General features: G+C 72.1%; 21 protein-coding genes. 7 read left to right on the top strand and 14 right to left on the bottom strand.

The features are described 5' to 3' along the window. Positions 1 to 44: 44 nt before the first annotated feature. Both H5368_RS11830 and xerD read right to left on the bottom strand, forming a co-directional pair. On the bottom strand, positions 45 to 854 hold the full coding sequence (locus H5368_RS11830) for a DsbC family protein (RefSeq protein ID WP_182824838.1): 810 nt from the start codon (positions 852 to 854) through the stop codon (positions 45 to 47). A gap of 114 nt (positions 855 to 968) precedes the next feature. Continuing rightward, complete coding sequence (xerD, locus tag H5368_RS11825; RefSeq protein ID WP_182824836.1) at positions 969 to 1,916, bottom strand: site-specific tyrosine recombinase XerD; 948 nt, start codon at positions 1,914 to 1,916, stop codon at positions 969 to 971. A gap of 47 nt (positions 1,917 to 1,963) precedes the next feature. Here xerD and H5368_RS11820 point away from each other — a divergent pair, with 47 nt between their 5' ends. Both H5368_RS11820 and H5368_RS11815 read left to right on the top strand, forming a co-directional pair. Beyond that, on the top strand, positions 1,964 to 2,464 hold the full coding sequence (locus H5368_RS11820) for an RDD family protein (protein WP_182824834.1): 501 nt from the start codon (positions 1,964 to 1,966) through the stop codon (positions 2,462 to 2,464). A gap of 5 nt (positions 2,465 to 2,469) precedes the next feature. Beyond that, positions 2,470 to 3,093, top strand: coding sequence for a DsbA family oxidoreductase (locus H5368_RS11815; RefSeq protein WP_182824832.1), 624 nt, complete (start codon positions 2,470 to 2,472; stop codon positions 3,091 to 3,093). Positions 3,094 to 3,163: 70 nt separating this feature from the next. On the opposite strand, the gene gap is transcribed toward H5368_RS11815, so the two are convergent. Continuing rightward, entirely contained in the window at positions 3,164 to 4,168 is a 1,005-nt protein-coding gene (gene gap / locus H5368_RS11810) for a type I glyceraldehyde-3-phosphate dehydrogenase (RefSeq protein WP_182824830.1), read from the bottom strand. A 172-nt stretch (positions 4,169 to 4,340) separates the two neighbouring features. Between gap and H5368_RS11805 the strand changes: the two genes are divergently transcribed. The 5 genes from H5368_RS11805 to H5368_RS11785 all read left to right on the top strand — a co-directional run bounded on the left by H5368_RS11805 (position 4,341) and on the right by H5368_RS11785 (position 8,167). Beyond that, positions 4,341 to 4,967, top strand: coding sequence for an OmpW family outer membrane protein (locus tag H5368_RS11805; protein WP_182824828.1), 627 nt, complete (start codon positions 4,341 to 4,343; stop codon positions 4,965 to 4,967). Between the two features lie 41 nt (positions 4,968 to 5,008). Then, on the top strand, positions 5,009 to 5,911 hold the full coding sequence (locus H5368_RS11800; protein WP_182824826.1) for a S1/P1 nuclease: 903 nt from the start codon (positions 5,009 to 5,011) through the stop codon (positions 5,909 to 5,911). Positions 5,912 to 6,004: 93 nt separating this feature from the next. Then, a complete protein-coding gene (gene modA, locus H5368_RS11795; protein WP_182824824.1) occupies positions 6,005 to 6,796 on the top strand; it encodes a molybdate ABC transporter substrate-binding protein in 792 nt (263 codons plus the stop codon). A 20-nt stretch (positions 6,797 to 6,816) separates the two neighbouring features. After that, positions 6,817 to 7,521 carry a molybdate ABC transporter permease subunit gene (modB, locus tag H5368_RS11790; protein ID WP_182824822.1) on the top strand — a complete coding sequence of 235 codons (705 nt, stop codon included), beginning with the start codon at positions 6,817 to 6,819 and terminating at the stop codon, positions 7,519 to 7,521. Positions 7,522 to 7,546: 25 nt separating this feature from the next. Next, complete coding sequence (locus H5368_RS11785; RefSeq protein ID WP_182824820.1) at positions 7,547 to 8,167, top strand: ATP-binding cassette domain-containing protein; 621 nt, start codon at positions 7,547 to 7,549, stop codon at positions 8,165 to 8,167. 26 nt (positions 8,168 to 8,193) lie between these two features. Here the strand turns inward: H5368_RS11785 and H5368_RS11780 are convergent, their stop codons facing one another. From H5368_RS11780 to H5368_RS11730, 11 genes are all read right to left on the bottom strand, one after another. Beyond that, a complete protein-coding gene (locus tag H5368_RS11780) occupies positions 8,194 to 9,507 on the bottom strand; it encodes a TonB family protein (RefSeq protein WP_182824818.1) in 1,314 nt (437 codons plus the stop codon). Beyond that, complete coding sequence (locus tag H5368_RS11775) at positions 9,491 to 9,862, bottom strand: BlaI/MecI/CopY family transcriptional regulator (protein WP_182824816.1); 372 nt, start codon at positions 9,860 to 9,862, stop codon at positions 9,491 to 9,493. Before H5368_RS11775 ends, H5368_RS11780 begins: the two co-directional genes overlap by 17 nt. Positions 9,863 to 10,112: 250 nt before the next feature. Then, on the bottom strand, positions 10,113 to 11,216 hold the full coding sequence (locus H5368_RS11770; protein ID WP_182824814.1) for a PLP-dependent cysteine synthase family protein: 1,104 nt from the start codon (positions 11,214 to 11,216) through the stop codon (positions 10,113 to 10,115). A gap of 27 nt (positions 11,217 to 11,243) precedes the next feature. Then, entirely contained in the window at positions 11,244 to 13,232 is a 1,989-nt protein-coding gene (gene tkt / locus H5368_RS11765) for a transketolase (protein WP_182824812.1), read from the bottom strand. A gap of 95 nt (positions 13,233 to 13,327) precedes the next feature. Beyond that, positions 13,328 to 14,656, bottom strand: a complete 1,329-nt coding sequence (locus H5368_RS11760) for a dicarboxylate/amino acid:cation symporter (protein WP_182824810.1) — start codon at positions 14,654 to 14,656, stop codon at positions 13,328 to 13,330. A gap of 61 nt (positions 14,657 to 14,717) precedes the next feature. Next, entirely contained in the window at positions 14,718 to 16,385 is a 1,668-nt protein-coding gene (locus H5368_RS11755; protein ID WP_255486516.1) for a BatD family protein, read from the bottom strand. Positions 16,386 to 16,389: 4 nt separating this feature from the next. Next, entirely contained in the window at positions 16,390 to 18,204 is a 1,815-nt protein-coding gene (locus H5368_RS11750; protein ID WP_182824808.1) for a VWA domain-containing protein, read from the bottom strand. Continuing rightward, complete coding sequence (locus tag H5368_RS11745; RefSeq protein WP_255486541.1) at positions 18,201 to 19,166, bottom strand: VWA domain-containing protein; 966 nt, start codon at positions 19,164 to 19,166, stop codon at positions 18,201 to 18,203. The genes H5368_RS11750 and H5368_RS11745 overlap by 4 nt, the downstream gene beginning before the upstream one ends. 50 nt (positions 19,167 to 19,216) lie before the next feature. Then, complete coding sequence (locus tag H5368_RS11740; protein WP_182824796.1) at positions 19,217 to 19,672, bottom strand: DUF4381 domain-containing protein; 456 nt, start codon at positions 19,670 to 19,672, stop codon at positions 19,217 to 19,219. After that, positions 19,672 to 20,640, bottom strand: coding sequence for a DUF58 domain-containing protein (locus H5368_RS11735; RefSeq protein WP_343203909.1), 969 nt, complete (start codon positions 20,638 to 20,640; stop codon positions 19,672 to 19,674). Before H5368_RS11735 ends, H5368_RS11740 begins: the two co-directional genes overlap by 1 nt. Then, positions 20,637 to 21,629: a MoxR family ATPase gene (locus H5368_RS11730; protein ID WP_182824794.1), complete on the bottom strand. Its 993-nt coding sequence runs from the start codon at positions 21,627 to 21,629 to the stop codon at positions 20,637 to 20,639. Before H5368_RS11730 ends, H5368_RS11735 begins: the two co-directional genes overlap by 4 nt. Between the last annotated feature and the right edge of the window lie 129 nt (positions 21,630 to 21,758).

Raw genomic sequence — 21,758 nt, 5'->3', positions numbered from 1 at the left:
AGCCGGGCGCCCGCGGGCGCCCCGCCGGTGACCGGCCTCCGGGCTCAGAGGCCCGCAGCCTCGGCGGCCAGCTTGTCCAGCGCCGCGCGCAGCGCGTCCGGCGGCATGTAGCCGGGCATCTGCATGCCCTCGGCGGTGACGATCATCGGCGTGCCGGTCAGGCCGACGCGCTGGCCGATGTCGTAGTGCATCGCGACCGGATTGGTGCAGTCGCGCGTGGGCACGCGCTTGTCCGCCTTGGCATCGGTCAGCGCCTGGCGGCGGTCCGGGGCGCACCAGACCGAAACCATCTTCTTGAAGTCCTCGCTGGCCGGGCCCATGCGCGGGAACGCCAGGTACTCGATGGAGATGCCGCGCTTGTTGTACTCGGCGATGTCCTGGTGGAGCCTGCGGCAGTAGCCGCATTCGACGTCGGTGAACACCGCCACCGTGTAGTCCGGCTTGTCGGCGGCGAAGATGATGCGGTCCTTGGCCGGGATGGTCTTCAGCAGGTCACGGCGCACGGTGGCCAGGCCGCCCTGGCTCAGGTCCTTCTGCTCCTTGACGTCGAACAGCGCGCCCTGCAGCAGGTAGCGGCCGTCATCGCTGACGTAGATCACCTGGCCGCCGACGATGAGTTCGCGAAAGCCCGGCAGCGGCGCCGCGCCGACGTGGTCGATGCGCACCCGCGGGTTGATGGTCTGGATGGCGGCCACCGCGCGCTCGTCGGCGGTGCCGGCTTCCACCTTCGGAACCTGGCCGGCCGCGGGCGCTTCGGTGGCGGCCGCGCCCGCATCGCCGGAGCCGGGCGCCGGCGACTCGGCACAGGCGGTGAGGCTGACGGCACAGAGCATCAGGGGCAGCAGGAACTTCATTCGCGGTCTCGGCAGGAGGGCGCCATCGGGGCTCGGGGCGGGCGCGTGAGGCGGCATTCTCGCATGCGTGCCGACGCGCGAGGCCAGCGCCCGGCGCCATGGCTCAGACGCGACTCAGGCGCGGGGGTGGTGGCGGGCGTGCAGGCGCTTGAGCTGCTCGCGCGCGACCAGGGTGTAGATCTGGGTGGTCGACAGCGAGCTGTGGCCGAGCAGCATCTGCAGCGCGCGCAGGTCGGCGCCGCGGTTCAACAGGTGGGTGGCGAAGCTGTGGCGCAGGCCATGCGGACTGACGCGCGCCGGATCGATGCCCGCGGCGCCGGCATGCCGCTTCACCAGCGCCCAGAACGCCTGCCGGGACGGTGCTTCCCCGCCCGCGGTGATGAACAGCGCCGCGGGGGCAAGGCGACCGGCGAGCTGCGGGCGGGCGGTGGCCAGATAGCGCTGCAGCCAGTGCTGGGCCTCCTCGCCCAGTGGCACCAGGCGCTCCTTGCCGCCCTTGCCCAGCACTCGCAGCACGCCCTGGCGCAGGTTGACGGCGGTGGCCGGCAGGTTGACCAGTTCGCTGACGCGCAGGCCGCAGGCGTACATCAGTTCCAGCATCGCGCGGTCACGCAGGCCGGCGGCGGCGTCGATGTCGGGCACCTCAAGCAGGCGGTCGACCTCGGACTCCGACAGCGCCTTGGGCAACAGCCGTGGCAGCCGTGGCGGATCCAGCAGTGCGGTCGGATCGTCGTCGCGCAGGCCCTGCAGCAGCCGCCAACCGTAGAACCCGCGCAAGGCCGACAGCAGGCGCGCGTTGCTGCGCGGCGACCAGCCCTCGCGGGTGCGCCAGGCGAGGTAGTCGAACAGGCCGGCGCGGTCTGCGCTGGCGAGGTCGCCGCGGTCGCGCCAGCGGGCGAAGCCTTCCAGGTCGCGGCGGTAGGCGTCCAGCGTCTGTCGCGCGGCGCCGGAGCCGGCCCACCAGGCGTCGAGGAATGCCGCGATCGCACGCGCATCGGCGTCGTGCAGGGGCGGCAGGCGCATGCTGCGCCTGCGGCGTTCGGCGGGTGTCGACGCGGTCATCGCCACCAGCTTAGCCGCCGCCGCGATGCGCCGGCTATCCTGTGGCGATGCCTTCCGATGCTTCCCGCACCGCCGCCGCACACGCTGCGGCCACCACGCCCTCGCGCCCGCATGCCCTGGTCGGCTGGCGCCTGTTGGCGCTGTTCTACGACCTGTGGCCGGCGCTGGCGCTGTGGTTCGCGCTGTCGGCGCTGTTCGCGTACGGCTACATGCTGGCGGGCCACGACGCGCGCGAGAACATCCCGCCCTTCAGCCTGCTGCAGTGGCTGTTGTGGCTGGCCTGCTGGCTGGCCGCCGGCGCCTACGCCACGGTCAGCTGGAAGCGCGGCGGGCAGACGCTCGGCATGCGTCCCTGGCGGCTGCGCGTGGTCGCGGAAAGCGGCGGCACCCCAGCATGGCAGGCGCTGTGGCTCCGCTATGCGGTGGGCACGCTGTCGCTGCTGGCGGCGGGATGCGGCTTCTGGTGGGCGTGGATCGACCGCGACCGCCTCACCTGGCACGACCGTGCCAGCCAAACGCGCCTGCGGCGCGATCCCAAGACGAGGTGATGGCAATGCGCATCGACATCTGGTCCGACGTGGTCTGTCCCTGGTGCTGGATCGGCAAGCACCGGTTCCAGCGTGCGCTGGCGCTGCTTGGCGATGACGCCCCGGGCGTCGAGGTTCGCTGGCATCCCTACCTGCTCGATCCCGATGCCGATGCCACTCCGGTGCCGCTGCGCGAGGCCTACGCCGCCAAGTTCGGCGGCGCCGAGCGCGCCGCGGCGCTGCTCGCGCAGACGCAGACCGCCGCGCGCGCCGAAGGCCTGCCGATGGACTTCAGCCGTGGCCAGGTGCGCGTGACCACCCTGCCGGCGCATCGCCTCATCTGGCTCGCCGGCCGCGAGGGCAACCAGGATGCGGTCGTCGAAGCCCTGTTCCGCGCCCATTTCGCCGAGGGCCGCAACCTCGCCGATCCGGACGTACTGGTTGCCGCCGGCGGCGACGGCCTCGACGCAGCCCGGGTCCATGCGCTGCTCGCGTCCGACGAGGGGCTTGCCGAGGTGCGCGCCGGCATCGGCCAGGCGCAGGCGCTGGGCATCCGTGCGGTGCCGACCTTCGTCATCGACGGCCACCACGGCATCCAGGGTGCGCAGACGCCGGACGCCTTCGCCGAGGCGCTGCGCAAGCTCGCCTGAGCGGCCGGCGCCGGAAACAGGAAGCCCCGCGTTGTGCGGGGCTTCAGGTGGGACGCGTGATCGGTGCGGCTTACTTCGCCGCGACCACCCGCACCATTTCCAGGCACTTGTTCGAATAGCCCCACTCGTTGTCGTACCAGGCCACCAGCTTGACGAAGGTGTCGTCAAGCGCGATGCCGGCCTCGGCGTCGAAGATCGAGGTGCGGGTGTCGCCGCGGAAGTCGGTGGCGACCACCTTGTCCTCGGTGTAGCCGAGGATGCCCTTCAGCGCGCCTTCGCTCTGCGCCTTCATTTCCGCGCAGATCTCGGCGTACGTCGCAGGCTTCTCCAGCTCGACCACCAGGTCGACCACCGACACGTCGGAGGTCGGCACCCGGAAGCTCATGCCGGTGAGCTTCTTGTTGAGCTCGGGGATGACCACGCCGACCGCCTTGGCCGCACCGGTGGACGACGGAATGATGTTCTCGAGGATGCCGCGGCCACCGCGCCAGTCCTTGTTGCTAGGACCATCAACCACCTTCTGGCTGGCGGTGGCGGCATGCACAGTGGTCATCAGGCCGCGCTTGATGCCCCACTTGTCGTGCATGACCTTGGCGATCGGCGCCAGGCAGTTGGTGGTGCAGGAGGCGTTGGAGATGATCGCCTCGCCGGCGTACTTGGCGTCGTTCACGCCAAACACGAACATCGGCGTGTCGTCCTTCGACGGCGCCGACAGGATCACCTTCTTCGCGCCCGCGTCGATGTGCTTCTGCGCGGATTCCTTGGTCAGGAACAGCCCGGTGGACTCGATGACCACGTCGGCACCCACCTCGCCCCACTTCAGGTTGGCCGGATCGCGCTCCTGGGTCAGGCGGATGCGCTTGCCGTTGACCACCAGCGTGTCGCCGTCCACCGACACCTCGCCCTGGAAGCGGCCGTGCACCGAGTCGTACTGCAGCATGTAGGCCAGGTAGTCCGGCTCGAGCAGGTCGTTGATGGCGACGATCTCGATGTCGCCGCCGAAATTCTCCAGCGCCGAACGCAGGACGTTGCGCCCGATGCGGCCGAAACCGTTGATGCCTACCTTGATCGCCATGGGAATGCTGACTCCGATCGGCCGCGCGCGGCGCGGCGCTGGGTGGATGGAACTCGCGAACCCGTGATTTTAGCAGCCCGCGGCCACGAAGACCGCCTTGACCGAGGTCAATGTGACATCCGCTGCCGCAACGCACCATGGACGCATCCACCCCCATGACGAGGTTCACACGATGCGTTTCAAGACAATTCCGCTGGTCGCGCTGGCCCTTTGTGGCGCAATCGCCGCCCCCGCGGCCCTCGCGCAATCCACCGGCGACTGGACCGTCGCGCTCGGCGCGCACCAGGTCAACCCGGATTCCGACAACGGCAAGCTGGCTGCCGGCACCCTGCCGCTGGACATCGGCTCGAGTACGCGCCCGACCATCGCGGTGGAGTATTTCGTGCGCGACAACCTGGGCCTCGAAGTGCTCGCCGCACTGCCGTTCCAGCACGACATCGCCATCAGCGGCCTGGGCCGCGTGGGCAGCACCAAGCACCTGCCGCCGACGGTCAGCCTGCAGTACCACTTCAACGGCCAGGGCAAGGTCTCGCCGCTGCTGGGCGTGGGCGTGAACTACACCACTTTCTTCAGCGAGGACGCCCGCGGGGCGCTCGCCGGCAGCAAGCTCGAACTCGACGATTCGTGGGGCCTCGCGCTGCACGCAGGCCTGGACTTCAAGGTCGGCGAAAAGGGTTCGATCCGCGTCGACGTGCGCTGGATGGACATCGACAGCGACGTGACGCTGGATGGTGCCAAGCTCGGCACCGCCAACATCGACCCGCTGGTGTACGGCGCCGCCTACGTCATGCGCTTCTGACCGGCGGGCGGGTGGCGGCGGGCGCGCGCTAGAATCGCGGCATGCGCCCGCACATCCCGTCCCGCCTGCCTTTCTTCGCTGCACTGCTCACCTTCGCCGCCGCGTTCGCCCCCGGCGACGCGCTGGCCTGGAGCGCCGAGGGCCACCGCATCGTGGCCCGCATCGCCGAGGCCGGGCTCAGCCCGGCCGCGCGCGTCGAGGTCGACCGCCTGCTCGAGGGCGAGGCCGATCCGACACTGGCCGGCATCGCCGCCTGGGCCGACGAACTCCGCGACACCGACCCGGAAGCCGCCAAGGCGAGTGCGCGCTGGCATTTCGTGAACTTCCAGGGCCGCTGTGCGTTCGACGCGGCGACCGACTGCGCGGGCAACGACTGCGTGATCGGCGCCATCAACCGCAATTACCTGCTTCTCGCGCAGCACGGCCGCGCGGACGGCGAGCGCCGCGATGCGCTGAAGTTCCTCGTGCATTTCGTCGGCGATGCGCACCAGCCGCTGCACGCCGGCCTGCGCGACGACGCCGGCGGCAACCGCCACCAGGTCAACTACAAGGGCGACGGCAGCAACCTGCACCGCATCTGGGACGGGACGATCCTCGAGCGCCGCGGCCTGAAGTCCCGCGCCTACGCGGCGGAGCTGCTGGCACGCGCGCCGCTGGCGCAGGACCCGACACTGCAGTCGCAGACGCCCGCGCTCGACTGGGCGCTGGAATCCTGCCGCATCATCGAAGCCGGCGATGTCTACCCGCCGGAGGGCCGGCGCGTGCTCGGCGACACCTTCCTCGACGCGCGCCTGCCGATCGTCGAAGAGCGCCTGCGCAAGGCCGGCGCGCGGCTCGCGGCAATGCTGAACCATGCGCTGGCGCCGCCGGTCGCGGTGCCCGGGGCGCTGCCCGGGGCGAGCCCCGCCGTGGTGCCTGCGGTGGATCCGACGCCCGTACCGTGAACACGATCGCCGCACCGCGCGTCCACCCGTTCCACCATGCGGGCAGCGGCACCTGGAGCTGCGTGGTCGCGGCCACGGACGCGCTGTAGCGGCATGACGCCCCGCGTCGCTGCCCGCGTGCTTGCCCTGCTGGCGCTCGCCGCGTGCTGGCCAGCGGCCAGCGCGCGCGCCGGCGACGCGGTGGCCATGCCGCTCACCGTGTTTGCGGCGTCCAGCCTGCAGGAGTCGATGGACGACGCCGCCAACGCCTACCGGCGCGCGACCGGGCAACCGGTCCGCGTGTCCTACGCCGCCAGCCCGGCGCTGGCGCGGCAGATCGCACGGGGCGCGCCGGCGGACGTGTTCGTCTCCGCCGACCTCGACTGGATGGACGTGCTGCAGGCACAGGGCCTGGTCGACACCACCTCGCGCAGTGCGTTGCTGGGCAACGCGCTGGTGCTCATCGCGCCGGCGCGCGGCGCCGCACGCCCCGTCACGCTGGGGCGGGGCAGCGACCTGCTGCCGTTGCTCGGTGAACGCGGCCGCATCGCGCTGGGCCTGCCGGACAGCGTGCCCGCCGGCAAGTACGCGCGCGCCGCCTTCCAGTCGCTCGGCATGTGGGACGCGCTGCAGCCGCGCGTGGCCGGCACCGTGAACGTGCGCGCGGCGCTGATGCTGGTGGCGCGTGGCGAAGCACCACTGGGCGTGGTGTACGCCAGCGATGCGCGCGTCGAACCACGCGTGCGCGTGCTCGCCACCTTTCCGGCCGCCTTGCATCCGCCGATCGTGTATCCGGTGGCGCGCGTCGCGGCCAGCCGTCACCCGCATGCCGCGGCGTTCGTGCGCTGGCTGCACACGCCGCCGGCGCGGGCGATCTTCGCGCGCCACGGCTTCAGCCTGCGCTGATCCGCGGCGACACTGCGCGCATGCCTCTCTTCACCGCCGCCGAACTCACCGTCATCGCGCTGAGCCTGAAAGTGGCCTGCACCGCGGCGCTGGCGAGCCTGCCGGCCGGAGTCGCGGTCGCCTGGCTGCTGGCGCGCGGCCGCTTTCCGGGCAAGGCGCTGCTGGATGCGCTGGTGCACCTGCCGCTGGTGCTGCCGCCGGTGGTGGTGGGCTATGCGCTGCTGGTGCTGTTCGGCAGCCAGGGCGCGATCGGGGGATTCCTGGCCGAGCAGTTCGGCATCGGCGTCGCGTTCCGCTGGACCGGCGCCGCGCTGGCCAGCGCGATCATGGGCTTTCCACTGATGGTGCGCGCGATCCGCCTGTCCATCGAAAACGTCGACCGCCGCCTCGAGCAGGCCGCGGCGACGCTTGGCGCCAACCCCTGGCGCGTGTTCGCCACGGTCACGCTGCCACTGGCGTGGCCCGGGCTCGTGGCCGGCGCGGTGCTCGGCTTCGCCAAGGCGCTGGGCGAGTTCGGCGCCACCATCACCTTCGTGTCCAGCATCCCGGGGGAGACGCAGACGCTGTCGACGGCGATCTACGGATTGATGCAGGTGCCAGGTGGCGAAACGGGCATCTGGCGCCTGGCAGCGGTGGCGGTGGCGATCTCGCTGCTGGCACTGCTGGCGTCGGAATGGCTGGTGCGCCGCCAGCACGGGCGCCGCGATGCCTGGGACGAAGCATGAACCCGCCGGGTCCGGAGGCGTGCCAATGCTGAGCCTGGACGTCGAGCTGCGGCGCGGCCGCTTCGCGCGCCACGTGCGCATCGAGGACGACGCGCGCGTGGTGGCCCTGACCGGGCCATCCGGTGCCGGCAAGACCACGGTGCTCAATGCGATCGCAGGCCTGGTGCGCCCGGTGTCGGGACGCATCGCCGTCGATGGCCGCGTGCTGTTCGACGCCGCGCGCGGCATCGACCTGCCGCCACACCGGCGGCATGTCGGCTACGTGTTCCAGGATGCGCGGCTGTTCCCGCACCTCGACGTCCGCGGCAACCTGCTGTATGGCCGCCATGCGCGGCGCGGCGACACGGCGCGCTTCGGGCTCGAGGACGTCGTCGCCCTGCTCGGCATCGAGGCACTGCTGGCGCGCCGCACCGGCAACCTGTCCGGCGGCGAGGCGCAGCGCGTGGCCATCGGCCGCGCCCTGCTCTCGCAGCCGGCGATCCTGCTGCTGGACGAGCCGTTGTCGGCGCTCGACCTGGCGCGCCGCGAAGAGCTGATCCCGTGGCTGCAGCGCGTCCGCGACGAGGTGCGGCTGCCGATGGTCCATGTCAGCCACGCTGCCGACGAGGTGCGGCGGATGACCAGCGCGGTGCATGTCCTCGACTGAATTCCGCGGGGCCCCTGCCGCGCGGGTCAGTCCGGCGCGAAGTCGACCGGAACACGGATCCAGCGTTCGACCGGCTTGCCGTCGGACTGCGCGGGATCGAAGCGCCAGTTGCGCGCGGCCTGGAGCGTTGCCGCGTCGAACACGCCTTGCGGCGTCGACTGCTCCACCACCGCGTCCATGACGCTGCCGTCGGTGCCGACCCGCAGCTTCAACACGACCCGCCCGCCCTGTCCCGCGGCGAGGGCCTCGGCTGGATAAGCCGGCGCGGGCGTGACCGGCGCCGCGGGTGGTACGGGCGGCGCCGGCACCGCCGGGGGCGATGGTGCCGTTGACGGGCTTGGCGGCAGCGGCGCACTTGAAGGTGCGGGTGGTGCGGGTGGTGCCGGAGGCGCAGGCGCTGCGAGCACCGGTGGCAGGGGAGCTTCTGGCGGTGCAGCGGCCGGGCGGACCGCCCAGGCGGCGTAACTGCAGGCGGCGAGCACGACGCCCAGGGCCACGGCGCCGGTGCGGCGGCGGACAGCGCCGGGTTGCGGTTGTTTCAACATGAGGATGCGCTCCTTGAGGAATTGGCTGGACTGCCAATGGCAACCGACCGGCAGTCCAGGGACGGCCAGTTGCACGTTCAACATCGCGTCCGCGTAGCGGCGACGCGCATGGGGATGGCGCGCGAGCACGGTGGCATCGCAGGCGAGCTCCTGGTCGAGGCGGAATCCGCGCGCGGCCAGGTGCAGGAGCGGGTTGAACCAGTGCAGGCAGCGCAAGGCCACCGCCAGCAGGTTGGCGCGGGTGTCGCCGCGCGCGAGATGGGCACGCTCGTGCGCGACCACCAGCGCTGCCTCGTCGGCGGCGTGCCGGGCTTCGAAATCGACGGGCAGCACGATGCGTGGCCGCAGCGCGCCCACCACCGCCGGCGCCTCGACGCCGATGCCGCGCCAGCTGCCGTCCGCGCCCTGCGCGAGGTGGCCGAGCGCCGCGACGTAGCGTCGCTGTTGTGCACCGAAACGCAACGCGACAAGCATGCCACCGAGCAGCCAGGCCGCCACCAGCAGCAGCGGACCGTCGCCGGCGGCCGCGGTGCGCGCCGCGTCGGTGGCCGCCACCACCAGCACGCCGGGATGCAGCGCCAGGAGGGTCGGCGCGAGGACCTGGCCGGGACCGGGCCGCGGCAATGCGGCGGCGAACAGCGCCAACGGCACCAGCGCCCACGCTGCGTAGGCCACGCGCGCGCCGAACGCGCGACGCAGCGGAAGCCGCAGCGCAAGCACCAGCAGCAGCGCCACGCTCGCCGCGAGGCTGCCGTCCACCAGCCAGCGTAGCAGCGTCTCAGCGGCGATCATCATCAAGGCCTTCGATCAGGCGGCGGAGCTCGGCGATGTCGGCCGGGCTGAGCTTGCCGCGTTCGCTGAAATGCGCCACCAGCGGCGCGACGCGCCCTCCGAACAGGCGATCCAGCACGCCTTCGCTCTGCTGCGCCACCCAGGCCTCGCGGGTCAGCACCGGGGAGTACAGGTAGCGGCGGCCATCACGCTCGGCACGCACCGCACCCTTGCGCAGCAGGCGGTTGAGCAGGGTCTTGATGGTGGGTTCCGCCCACTCCGAACTGGCGGCCAGTTGCGCCACCACGTCTTCGGCGGCCAGCGGCTGCTGCCGCCAGAGCACGTCCATCACCACCGCTTCGGCATCACTGATCGACATGTCGATTACGCCTGTAAACCCAAGGCTCGATTACATGCGTAAACGCTCCCGCTGTCAAGCGCCGTACCTGCCCCGTGCGGGACCAGTCACGGCCGCGACCAAAGCAAAGCGATCTCTCGCGAAGGCGCGAAGGCGCGAAGCAAACCCACCCCGGAAAGAACTTCGCGCCTTCGCGCCTTCGCGAGAGAAAATCTTCTGCTGACACAACGGTCGCGCCCGCAGCCCCGCCTGCAGGATCGGGCGGGCGAGGTCAGGCGTCGCCGAAAGGGTCCAGGCCGTCGATGTGGCCGCCGGCCACCGCCGAGGCGATGACCGCGTCCGCGGCTTCGGTGTCGATCCGGTTGGCCGCGTACCACTCAGGCGCGTAGTAGCTGTGCGCGTAGCGATCCCCGCTGTCGCAGAGGATGGTGACGATCGAGCCGCCCTGCCCGGCCTCGCGCATGCGCCGCGCCGCGTGCAGCACGCCGACGAAGTTGGTGCCGGTGGAGCCGCCGACGCGACGGCCGAGCGTGGCGCTGACATGGCGCATCGCCGCCAGCGCCAGCGCGTCGGGCACCTTGACCATGGCGTCGATGCAGCCGGGAATGAAGCTCGCTTCCACGCGCGGCCGGCCGATGCCTTCCACGCGCGAGCCGCAGGGATGGGTGAAGTCGCGCCAGGGCTGCCCCGCCAGTGCCGCGCGGTAGGCGTCGTGGAACACGGACTCCTGCGGATCCGCGCACAGCACGCGCGTGGCATGGCGGCGGTAGCGCACGTAGCGCCCCAGGGTGGCGGCGGTGCCGCCGGTGCCCGGGCTGCACACGATCCACTCCGGCACCGGGTGCCGCTCCTCGGCCATCTGCCGGAAGATCGATTCGGCGATGTTGTTGTTGGCGCGCCAGTCGGTGGCGCGCTCGGCGTAGGTGAACTGGTCCATGAAGTGGCCGCCGGTCTCGGCCGCCACGCGTTGCGATTCGGAATCCAATGCGCAGGCGGTCTGCACCAGGTGGCAGCGGCCGCCATGGAATTCGATCGCGGCGATCTTTTCCGGCGAGGTCGACGCCGGGATCACCGCAATGAACGGCAGGCCCAGCAGCCGCGCGAAGTACGCTTCCGACACCGCGGTCGATCCGCTCGACGCCTCCACCACCGGCCGCCCTTCGCGCAGCCAGCCGTTGGCCAGCGCGTACAGGAACAGCGAGCGCGCCAGCCGGTGCTTGAGGCTGCCGGTGGGATGGCTCGACTCGTCCTTCAGGTACACGTCGATGCCCGGATAGCCGGGCACGTCCAGCGGGATCAGGTGGGTGTCGGCCGACCGGTTGAAGTCGGCTTCGATGATGTGGATGGCACGCGCCACCCAGTCACGCTGGGGCATGGCAACTCCAGGCCGTGGCCGGCGGCGCTACAGCGCGCGCGCCGCTTCGACCACCTTGTCGACGGTGAAGCCGAAGTGCGGAAACAGCACCTCGGCCGGTGCGCTGGCGCCGAAACGGTCGATGCCGACCACCGCGCCGTCCAGGCCCACGTACTTGCGCCAGATGTCGGTCACGCCAGCCTCGACCGCGACGCGCTTGCGGCAGGCGCGCGGCAGCACGGCTTCGCGGTACGCGGCGTCCTGGCGATCGAACACGTCGGTCGACGGCATCGACACCACGCGCACGCCGTCGCCCAGGCGCTCGGCGGCGTCCATCGCCAGGCCGACTTCGGAGCCGGTGGCGATGAGGATCAGCTCCGGTGCGCCGACCGAGTCGCGCAGCACGTAGCCGCCGCGCGCGATGGCGGCGACCTGCGCGGCATCGCGCGCCTGGTGGGCGAGGTTCTGGCGCGAGAACACCAGGCAGCTGGGGCCGTCCTGGCGTTCGATGGCGGCACGCCACGACACCGCCGACTCCACCGCATCACACGGACGCCAGACATCGTTGCCGGGAATCAGGCGCAGGCTGGCCAGGTGCTCGACCGGCTGGTGCGTGGGACCGTCCTCGCCAAGGCCGATGGAATCGTGCGTGTAGACGTGGATCGCATGCGCGCCCATCAGCGCGCTCATGCGCACCGCATTGCGGGCGTAGTCGCTGAACACCAGGAACGTGGCGTCGTAGGGGATGAAGCCGCCATGCACGGCGAGGCCGTTGCTGATCGCGGTCATCGCGAACTCGCGCACGCCGTAATAGACGTAGTTGGCATCGGGCGCGTCGCTGGTGACGGACTTGCTGCCGCTCCACAGGGTCAGGTTGGAGCCGGCCAGGTCGGCCGAGCCGCCGACCAGCTCGGGCAGCAGCGGCGCGAAGGCTTCGATCGCCATCTGCGAGGCCTTGCGCGAAGCGACGGTGGGGCCGTCCGCCTGCAGCTTGGCGATGTAGGCATCGGCCGCGGCGGCGAAGCCCTCCGGGAGTTCCGCGTGCGAACGGCGCACCAGCTCCGCGGCGAGCTCCGGATGGCGCTCGGCGTAGGCGTCGAACATCGTGTTCCACTGCGCCTCGCGCGCAAGGCCCGCGCCGGTGGCGCGCCAACCGTCCTGGATGGCCTGCGGCACATCGAACGGCGCGTGCTCCCAGCCCAGCGCCTTGCGCGTGGCGTCGAGCTCGTCCTTGCCGAGCGGCGCGCCGTGCGAGGACTCCTTGCCGGCCTTGGCCGGCGAGCCGAAGCCGATCGTGGTGCGGCAGCAGATGAGCACCGGGCGGTCGTCGTGGCGCATGGCCAGCTCGATCGCGTCCTTGACCGCCTTGGCGTCATGGCCGTCGACGTCGCGGATCACGCGCCAGCCGTAGGCCTCGAAGCGCGCCGGGGTGTCGTCGGTGAACCAGCCGGCGGTGTCGCCGTCGATCGAGATGTGGTTGTCGTCCCAGAACGCGACCAGCTTGCCGAGGCCCCAGGTGCCGGCCAGCGACGCGGCCTCGTGCGAGATGCCCTCCATCAGGCAGCCGTCGCCCATGAACACCCAGGTGCGGTGGTCGACCACGGCGTACTCGGGGCGGTTGAAGCGCTGCGCGAGCAGCTTCTCGGCAAGCGCGAAACCGACCGCGTTGGCGAAGCCCTGGCCCAGCGGCCCGGTAGTGGTCTCGACGCCGTCGGTGACGAAGTTTTCGGGATGGCCCGGAGTGCGGTGGCCCATCTGCCGGAAGTTGCGCAGCTCCTCGATCGGCAGGTCGTAGCCCGAGAGGTGCAACAGCGAATACAGCAGCATCGAGCCGTGGCCGTTGGACAGCACGAAACGGTCGCGGTTGAACCACTTCGGGTTGCCCGGGTTGTGGCTCAGGTAGTCGTTCCAGAGCACCTCGGCGATGTCGGCCATGCCCATGGGCATGCCGGGATGGCCGGAGTTGGCCGCCTGCACGGCGTCGGCGGCGAGGAAGCGGATGGCGTTGGCGAGGTCGCGTCGGCTGGGGCTGGTCATGTCTCGGGGGCGGCGGCGGGCGAAGCCGCCATTGTCCCACCCCCGCCGACCGGTGTCCCGGACGCGCTGCCCGGACTGTGGCGCAGGCCCGCCGTTCAGGCCGTGGCGTCGTCCAGCACGGGCGCGCCAGGCACGTCCTCGATGTCGCGCGCCACCATCGCCGCGATGCCGAGGTCGCCGGTGACATTCACCGTGGTGCGGCACATGTCGAGGAAATGGTTGACGCCCAGCACCAGGCCGATGCCTTCCGGTGGCACGCCGACCATGGCGCAGATCAGCGCCACCACCGGCAGCGAGCCGGATGGCACGCCCGCGGTGCCGATGCCGCCGAGGATGCACACCAGCATCACCACCACCTGCTGGCCGATGCCGAGCTCGACGCCGAAGAACTGCGCCAGGAAGATCACGGTCACGCCTTCAAACAGCGCGGTGCCGTTCTGGTTGGCGGTGGCGCCGATGGTCAGCACGAAACGCGACACCGCCCTGGGCAGCTTGAGCTGGGTATCGGCCACGTGCAGCGCGGTCGGCAGCGTTGCGTTGCTGGACGCGGTGCTGAAGGCCATCAGCATCGCCTCCTGCACGCCCTTGAAGAAGCGCAGCGGCGAATAGCCACCGACGAACTTCAGCGCCAGCGAATAGACCACCAGCATGTGGATGGCCAGCGCGCCCACGACCACCAGCACGTAGGCGCCCAGGCGCAACAGCAGGTCCCAGCCGAACAGCGCGGCGAGGTTGAACATGAAGCAGAACACCGCATAGGGCGCGAGCCGGATGACCAGGCCGATCAGGGTCATCGAGACTTCGAAGATGCCCTCGATGCCGCGCCGCAGCGTGCGGATCGCGGGGCTGTCGGGGCTCATGACGATACCGATGCCGAACATCAGCGCGAAGAACATCAGCGCCAGGATGCTGGCATTGCTGGAGGCCGCGTCAACGATGTTCTGCGGCACGATGTCGAGCAGCATCTGCACGCCGGTGGGCTGCTCGCTGCTGTCGCGCACGATGGCCGCGGCCCGCTCGGCGCCCTCGCTGAGCAGGCGCTGCGCGAGTTCCGGGTCGACGCCGTCGCCGGGGCGGAACAGGTTGACCATCACCAGGCCGAGCACCACGGCGATGCCGGACAGCAGCACGGTGTAGGCCAGCGTGCGCCAGCCGATGCGACCCAGCGAACGGATGTCGCCCATCTCCGACACGCCCACCACCAGCGCCGAGAACAGCAACGGCACGATCATCATGAAGATCAGGCTGAGGAACAGCGTGGAGAACGGCTGCGTGACGTAGCGCGTGAACGCCTGCACCCAGCCGGCGTCGGCGCCGAAACCGTAGTGGGCGACGAGGCCGGCGCCCAGGCCGGCGACAAAGCCGATGGCGATCTTCCAGTGCAGCGGCATGCGTTGCCTGGCAGGCGCGTTCGACTCGGTCATGCGGTGGTTCCGGAGTGGCTGGACCGTCCGAGCTTAACAAAGCGCGCCCGGCACGCCCGGATCACGAGGGATACAGCGGCGGCAAGTCGGCATCGGCCGGCGTCGATGCCGTCTGCCAGCGCGCGCCGGCGGCGAATGCGGCTCGCACCGCCGTGCGTGCACTTGCGGCATCGCCGCCGCCCCAGCGCGCCTGCTGAAGCAGCGCGATGGCGGCGCGTTGCGGACCGGGTTCGATGCGGTCGGCAAGTGCGTCGAGGTCCGCGGCCGGCGGCGTGGCGAGCGCGCACAGGGCATGTGCCACGTCACCGAGATCGCCGGTGTCGAGTGCCCGGCGCAGGGCGCGCGGCGTGGCGGACGGCGTGTGCCCGGCGCTTGCCGCAACGCGCGTCGACGGGCCCGTCGCAACGCCGGCCGCCGCCCGCTGCCGCTGCTGCAGCGCCCAGCCCAGCGTGACCAGCCACAGCAGCGCGAACGCGACCGTGGCGAGGGCCCAGGCGCGCACTTCGCCCTGGACGCCCGGCACGCGGACCCAGGGGTCGCCGTCGCCGGGCGCCGGAGCGGCGGCGACGGCTGCGCCGTCCGCATCGGCGCGCGCGCCCGGCGCGGGCGCTACGTCGAGCGTGAGGTCGGGCAGCACTGCTTCGCGTGCCTGGCCGGATGCGACGTCCCACCAGGCGATGGTCGGGGCGACCACGCGCATGCGCCCGTCGCGCGCGGGCAGCACCGAGAAGCGTCGCAGCAGGCGCACGTGCGGGCGGCCGTCGCGCACGGTTTCATCCACCTGCGCGGGCTCGGCGAACACCTGCGCACCCTGGTCGGCATCCACGGTAGGCGCCGCCAGCTGTGCGGCCATCGCACCGTCGGCGACGATCTCGAGTTCGACCGTGGTGGCATCGCCCACGCGCGCGGTGCGTGGCGGATCCACCCAGCGCATCGACAGCGCACGCAGCGGCAGCCACGGCCGCGGCGCCGTGGCCGGCATGGCGCGGACATCGAGGGTGATGTCCGGGCCGCGCGCCGACAGCGCGCGCTGGCCGTCGCTGAAGATGTCGTCGAACAGGTTGCCGACACCGCGCCCTTCGAAGCGCGCGCCGGGCAGCACCAGTGCGCCGCTGCGCTCGGGCAGCAGCAGGTAGCGGCGCTCGACCACGGTGTAGCGGCGGCCACCGATGTCGCGGTTGTACTGCACGTCGCTGCCCACGCGCTGCAGCGAAGCGCCCTCCGGCGGTGGCAGGTCGAGCTGGCCGGAAATCAGCTGCGTGGCGTAGTACAGGCGCAAGGTGTAGCCGACCGCCTGCTGCACGTACGGCGCGGGCGCATCGACCTCCGCTTCGATGAACACGTTGCCGCGCGCGCGCGCCGGGGCCGCAGCGGCCACCACCGACAACGCCAGCGGCGCGGTGCGTTCGCTGCCGACGCGCAGTGCCGGCACGGTCAGGCTGCCCGCGCGCTGCGGTTCCAGCGCCACGGCGAACAGCATGCGCGACACCTGTTGGCCGGCGCGGCGTTCGAACAGCTGCCTGCTGGCGTGCTGGCTCAGCGCGAAGTCGGCGGCCAGCGGCGCGTAGTCCGGCTGGCCGCCGCCGTCGGTCTCGATGTTGAGGGTGACGGTCTCGCCAAGCGCGACGCGGTCGCGGTCGAGCCACGCGCGCACCTCGGCGTGTGCGAGCACCGGCAGCAGGCCAAGCAGGAAGGCAAGCATCCAGCGCGCGCGGATCATTGTGTGCATGCGGTCATTTTCCTTCCGCCCGGCGGCGTTCGTGTTCGATGCGCAGGCGCGCGCGCAGCAACCCACCCGGGTCGTCGGGCACACGCTGCAGCCACGCCGCGTTGGCCTGCGCCTGCTCGCTTTCGCCGGCATCGCGCGCCTGTTCGGGTTCACCCTTGGCGTCGGCGCCGGAGGTCGCGGGGCGCCCGTCCTCGAGCGCGCGCTGCATGGCCTCGCGCTGCGCGGCATCGGCTTCGCGCTGCTGTTCGCCTGTGCCGGTCGAAGGTGGCGGCGGTGCCTCGCCGTCGCGACGCGCAGGTTCGCTGTCGGCCGGCTCTTGCGACGCTGCGCCCTGCCCCGATGGATCATCGGCGTCGCCCTGGCCGGCGCCCTCCTGGCCCGGCTGCGGCTTGCCGCGTTCCGGTGTGTCCTTGCCATCGCCGCGGCTGTCGCCCTTGGCGCCAGGTGGCGGCTTGCGGCGCATTGCAGCCTCCACCGCCGCCCGGTTTGCAGCCGCATCCGCCATGCCGGGCGCTGCCTTGAGCGCGGCATCGTAGGCCGCGAGCGCATCCTCGTAACGGCCAAGGCGCGCCAGCGCGTTGCCGCGGTTGTAGGCGGCGTCCGCACCGGGGAGGCGCGCGAATCCCCGCGCGGCGGCTTCGTAGTCGCCACGACGGTATGCCGCTTCGGCCTCCGCGCTGCGCGCGTGCGCGACCTGGTCCGCGCGTCGCCAGACAGTGGCTTCGACGCCGGCGCTGTCCTCGGCCGCCAGCAGTGGTGGCGGCGGCAGCGCCAGGCACAGCAGCAGCGCGACGAACACGCCGCCGCGCCGGAACGCGAGCAGCAGCAACAGCATGGCCGGCGGCAGCAGCCAGAAGCCGCCGTCCTCGCGCACGAAGGCATGTGCGGCGTCGCGCGGCCCATGCGCCATCCCGTCGCCGATGTCGCCAGTCGTCGTTGCAGCCGCATCGGCATCGCCGCTGTGCTCACCGCCGCCGATCGCGGCCAGCACGCCGGGCACGCTCTCGGACCAGGCGTGGTAACGGCCCCCGCCGGCGTCGGCGATCGCACGCAACGAAGCCACGTCCAGGCGCGCGGAGTGGATGCCGCCGTCGCGGCGGCGGTAGGCCGCACCGGCTGCGGTGCCCATGCCGAGCACGGATACGCGATAGCCGGCGGCACGCGCGTCCGCCGCGGCGGATGTCGCCGCGCGGCTGCCGCTGCCGGCCAGCAGCAGGATGTCGCCGCGGGCGTGTCCGGACTGCGCGAGCAGGCGCTGCGCCAGCGCGATGGCGCGCGCCGGCTTGCTGCCGTCGACCGGCATCACATCCGGTGCCAGCGCGTCGAGGAACACCGCGACGTTGCCCGCATCGCGGGTCATCGGCGCGATCGTGTAGGCGTCGTCGGCATAGGCCACCAGCGCGACCTCGCCGGCATGCGCGCGCAGCAGTGCGTCGATGCGCGCACGCGCCTGCAGCAGCCGCGACGGCGGCAAGTCGTTGGCCAGCGTGGCGCTCGAGAGGTCGAGGGCGATCACCAGAGGCGCGCCGCCAGCCTGCAGCGGCTGCGCCGTGCTGCGCCAGCTCGGACCGGCCAGCGCCAGCACCAGCAGCGCGCAGCCGGCCAGCACCAGCCAGCCCCCGCCCCACGCGCCGCGGCCGCGCGCACCCGCGTCAAGCAGGTGCGGCAGCAGGTGCGGATCGACGGCCGTGCGCCAGCTGCTGCGCCGACGCTGGCGAGCACGCCACGCCCATGCCAGCAGTGGCAACAGCAGCAGTGCCAGCAGCCACACGGGGCGCAGGAACTGCACGGCCTGCAGCGGTGACAGCAGGGCCGTCACGCGGGTCGCCTCCGCCGCCACGCCAGAGGCAGGGCCAGCAGGCCGCAGCACAACGCGGCCGCCAGCGGCCACGCGTAGCGCTCCCGGCGCGGGCGCAGCGCCTCGCCCGGATGTTCGATGGGTTCCAGCTGGTCGATCTCGGCGTAGATCTGCGCCAACGACTCGGTGTCCGCGGCGCGAAAGCTGCGGCCCCCGGTCATGTCGGCGATCCGCACCAGCGTGGCCTCGTCGATCTCGTTGCCCCCGGACGGCAGGCGAAAGCCGAACACCGACAACGCTTCACCGTCGCCCCCGAAGGCGATGGTGTGGATGCGCACATCCTCGTCGGCGGCGATGCCGGCGGCCTTCAGGGGGTCGAGCATGCCGGCGGTGTTGACCCCATCGGTAAGCAGGACCAGCACGCGCTGTCCTTCGCGCTGCGACTGCAGGCGCTTCACGCCCAGGCCGATGGCGTCGCCGATGGCGGTCTCGCGCCCTGCGAGCGCCACCACGGTATCGGCGAGCTGTTCGCGCACGCTGGCGAGGTCGGTGGTCGGCGGCGCCAGCGCATAGGCGCTGCGCCCGAACACCAGCAGGCCGACGCGGTCGCCATGGCGTCGCTCGAGGAAGTCGGCGATCACTGCCTTGGCGGCGGTGAGGCGATCGACAACGTCGCCACCCAGCAGCATGTCGCGCTCGCCCATGCTCGCCGACAGGTCGACCGCGAGCATCAGCTCGCGGCCCACATCCGGCGGCTGCACCGCCTCGCCCCAGGCCATTGGACGCGCGGCGGCCACACACAGCAGCGCCCAGCCCAGCCAGGCCAGTGCGGGCACGCGGGTGCCGGTTCCCCCCGCATGCGTCGCAGCACCGGCCAGCTCGCGCACGCGCGCAGACCACGGCACGCGCAGCGCCGGACCGGCATCGGGCAGCGGCGGCACCAGGCGGCGGACGAGCCAGGGCAGCGGCAGCGCGAGCAGCATCCACGGCCAGTCGAAACCGGCGAACGCGGGCCAGAGGCTTGCCAGCGCGTTCACTTGCGACCCTCCATCCATGCGAGAAAGCGCGCCCGTGCGGTGCGTCGCAGTGTGTCCACGGCAACCGGACCCGCATCGCGCCGGAACGGGCCGTCGACCAGCAGCGCGGCGTCATCGCCGGAGAAGCGCGGCGCGGCGTCATCGGCATCGAGGAATGCGAGCCAGGCGTCGCCCTGCAGGCGATCGGCGGCCGGGTCACGCAGGCGTGCGGCGCGGCGCAACAGTTCTGACATCGCCGCGATCTCCTGGGCCGGGCCGACCGCGGCGGCCACGGCCAGGTCGAACGCCTGTTCGTGACGCCGGCGCCGACGGATCCGCCGCCAGCGCCAGGCCAGGAGCGCGAGCAGTGCCAGTGCGACGACCGCCATGACCATCCACCAACCGGGGGCGGGCGGCCACCACGCGGGGGCGGACGAGGGGTGGATATCACGCAGCGGCAGTGCGTCCTGCATCACGCGCTCCTCGCCACCGCGGCGGGCAACGCCAGCCAGGCGTCGCTTTCGTCGGCGGTGGACAGGCGCAAGGCGCGCACGCCGCGCCCAGCCAGGGTGGCGATGGTCTGCTCAACCCCGCCGTCGAAGGCCAGGCGCCAGCGGTCGCGTTCGCCGTTGTTGCCGAGGTCGAGCTCGATGCGGGCGCGGCGCGCGCTGTCGGACGCAGCGGCGCCGACTTGCGCTGCGATCGTCGACGCCACCGAGAACGCGAGCAGCCCGCGCGGCGGCTCCATCTCGAGCGGATCGGTGAGCAGCAGCACCAGCACCTCGTGGTGCGCCGCGAGCGCAGGCCAGCGCTTTTCCGGGACGGCGGCCACGCTGGCGGGATCGGACAGCACCAGCAGTCGCGAGCCCGGACGCAGCAGGCGCCGGGCGTGGTCGAGCGCGACGTCCAGCCCCGCGTCATCCGGTGGTGGCGTCGAATACCAGCGCACCAGCGCGTCGAGCACGCGCAGCGCGCCGCGCGCGCCGGACGCGGGCGGCACCGGAGGTTCCGACATGCTGCCGCGCAGCGCGGCCACACGATCGCCGTCGCGCACCGCGCGCCACGCCGCCAACGCCCCCGCGCGCGCCGCCTGCACCGACTTGAAGCGCACCCGCGTGCCGAAATACAGCGCCGGCGACGTGTCGGCGACCAGCAGCGTCAGCCGCTCGCGTTCGGCCTGGAACAGCTTGGTATGCGGCTTGCCGCTGCGCGCGGTCAGGCGCCAGTCGATGTGGCGGGCGTCGTCGCCTGCAGCGTAGGCGCGCGACTCGGCGTATTCCATGCCGCGCCCGCGCAGCGTCGAAGGCGCGGGACCGGCCACGCCGGCCGCGCCGCGCCGAGCGGTGACGCGCGCCTGCGCGATGCCGCGCAGGCCGATCAGCTCGGCCAGCGACGGCGTGATGCCATCGCCTCCGGTTGCGGTGGCGGCCTGGTTGCTCACGGCAGCGGCACGTGCTGCAGCAGTTCCTGCACCAGGCGCTCACCGTCCCAGCCCTCGGCCGTCGCCTCGTAGCTAGGCAGCACGCGGTGGCGCAGCACGTCGGGCGCGACCGCGCGCACGTCGTCGGGGGTCACGAAATCACGCCCCGCCAGCCAGGCATGCGCACGCGCACAGCGTTCCAGCGCGATCGAACCGCGCGGGCTCGCGCCCCAGGCGATGCGCCGCGCCAGCGCCGCGTCGTAGCGCTCCGCGCTGCGCGAGGCGAGCACCAGCTCGATCAGGTAGCGCTCCAGCGCAGGCGCCATGTGCAGGTCGAGCACGGCATTGCGGGCGGCGAAGATGTCATCGGCGGGTATGCGGCCCGTCGTGGGGGCCACGTGCTGCAGCGTCGCGCGGGCGCGTTCGCGCGCCAGGCGCAGGATGCCCGCCTCCGCCTCCACTTCCGGATAGCCGACGCGCACGTGCATCAGGAACCGGTCGAGCTGCGCTTCCGGCAGCGGGAACGTGCCCTCCTGTTCGATCGGATTCTGCGTGGCCATCACCAGGAACAGCGGCGGCAGCGCATAGGTCTGCCGGCCCACGGTGACCTGGCGCTCGCCCATCGCCTCGAGCAGTGCCGACTGCACCTTGGCCGGCGCCCGGTTGACCTCGTCGGCGAGCAGCAGCGAATGGAAGATCGGCCCGGGCTGGAACTCGAAGCGGCCGTCCTGCGGTCGCCACACCTCGGTACCGGTGAGGTCCGCCGGGAGCAGGTCGGGCGTGAACTGCACGCGCGCGAAGTCGGCCTCGATGCGCGCGGCCAGCGCTCGGATGGCGCTGGTCTTGGCCAGTCCCGGCGCGCCTTCGACCAGCAGGTGGCCATCGGCGAGGAGCGCGATCAGCAGGCGTTCAACCAGCGCCGCCTGGCCGATGATCTCGTGCGTGAGCGCGTCGCGCAGGGCGGTGAAGACGCCATGCAGGCGGGGGATCTCGTCGTTGGGCGTGTCCATGGGCGACCGGGGGACGGCGCGGGCTGCGCCAGGGTGCAGTTTGACCACTCCGGCCCAACTTGGTTCAAGCGGGGACACGCGCCCCCCACTGAAACGCCGACGGGGCCCGAAGGCCCCGTCGTTGACGCG

Origin of the sequence: Luteimonas sp. MC1782 (assembly GCF_014164605.1) — a bacterium.
Taxonomy (GTDB): Bacteria; Pseudomonadota; Gammaproteobacteria; order Xanthomonadales; family Xanthomonadaceae; genus Luteimonas.
The sequence above is the reverse complement of the archived record's forward strand: the minus strand, read 5'-3'. Positions and strand labels throughout refer to the sequence as shown.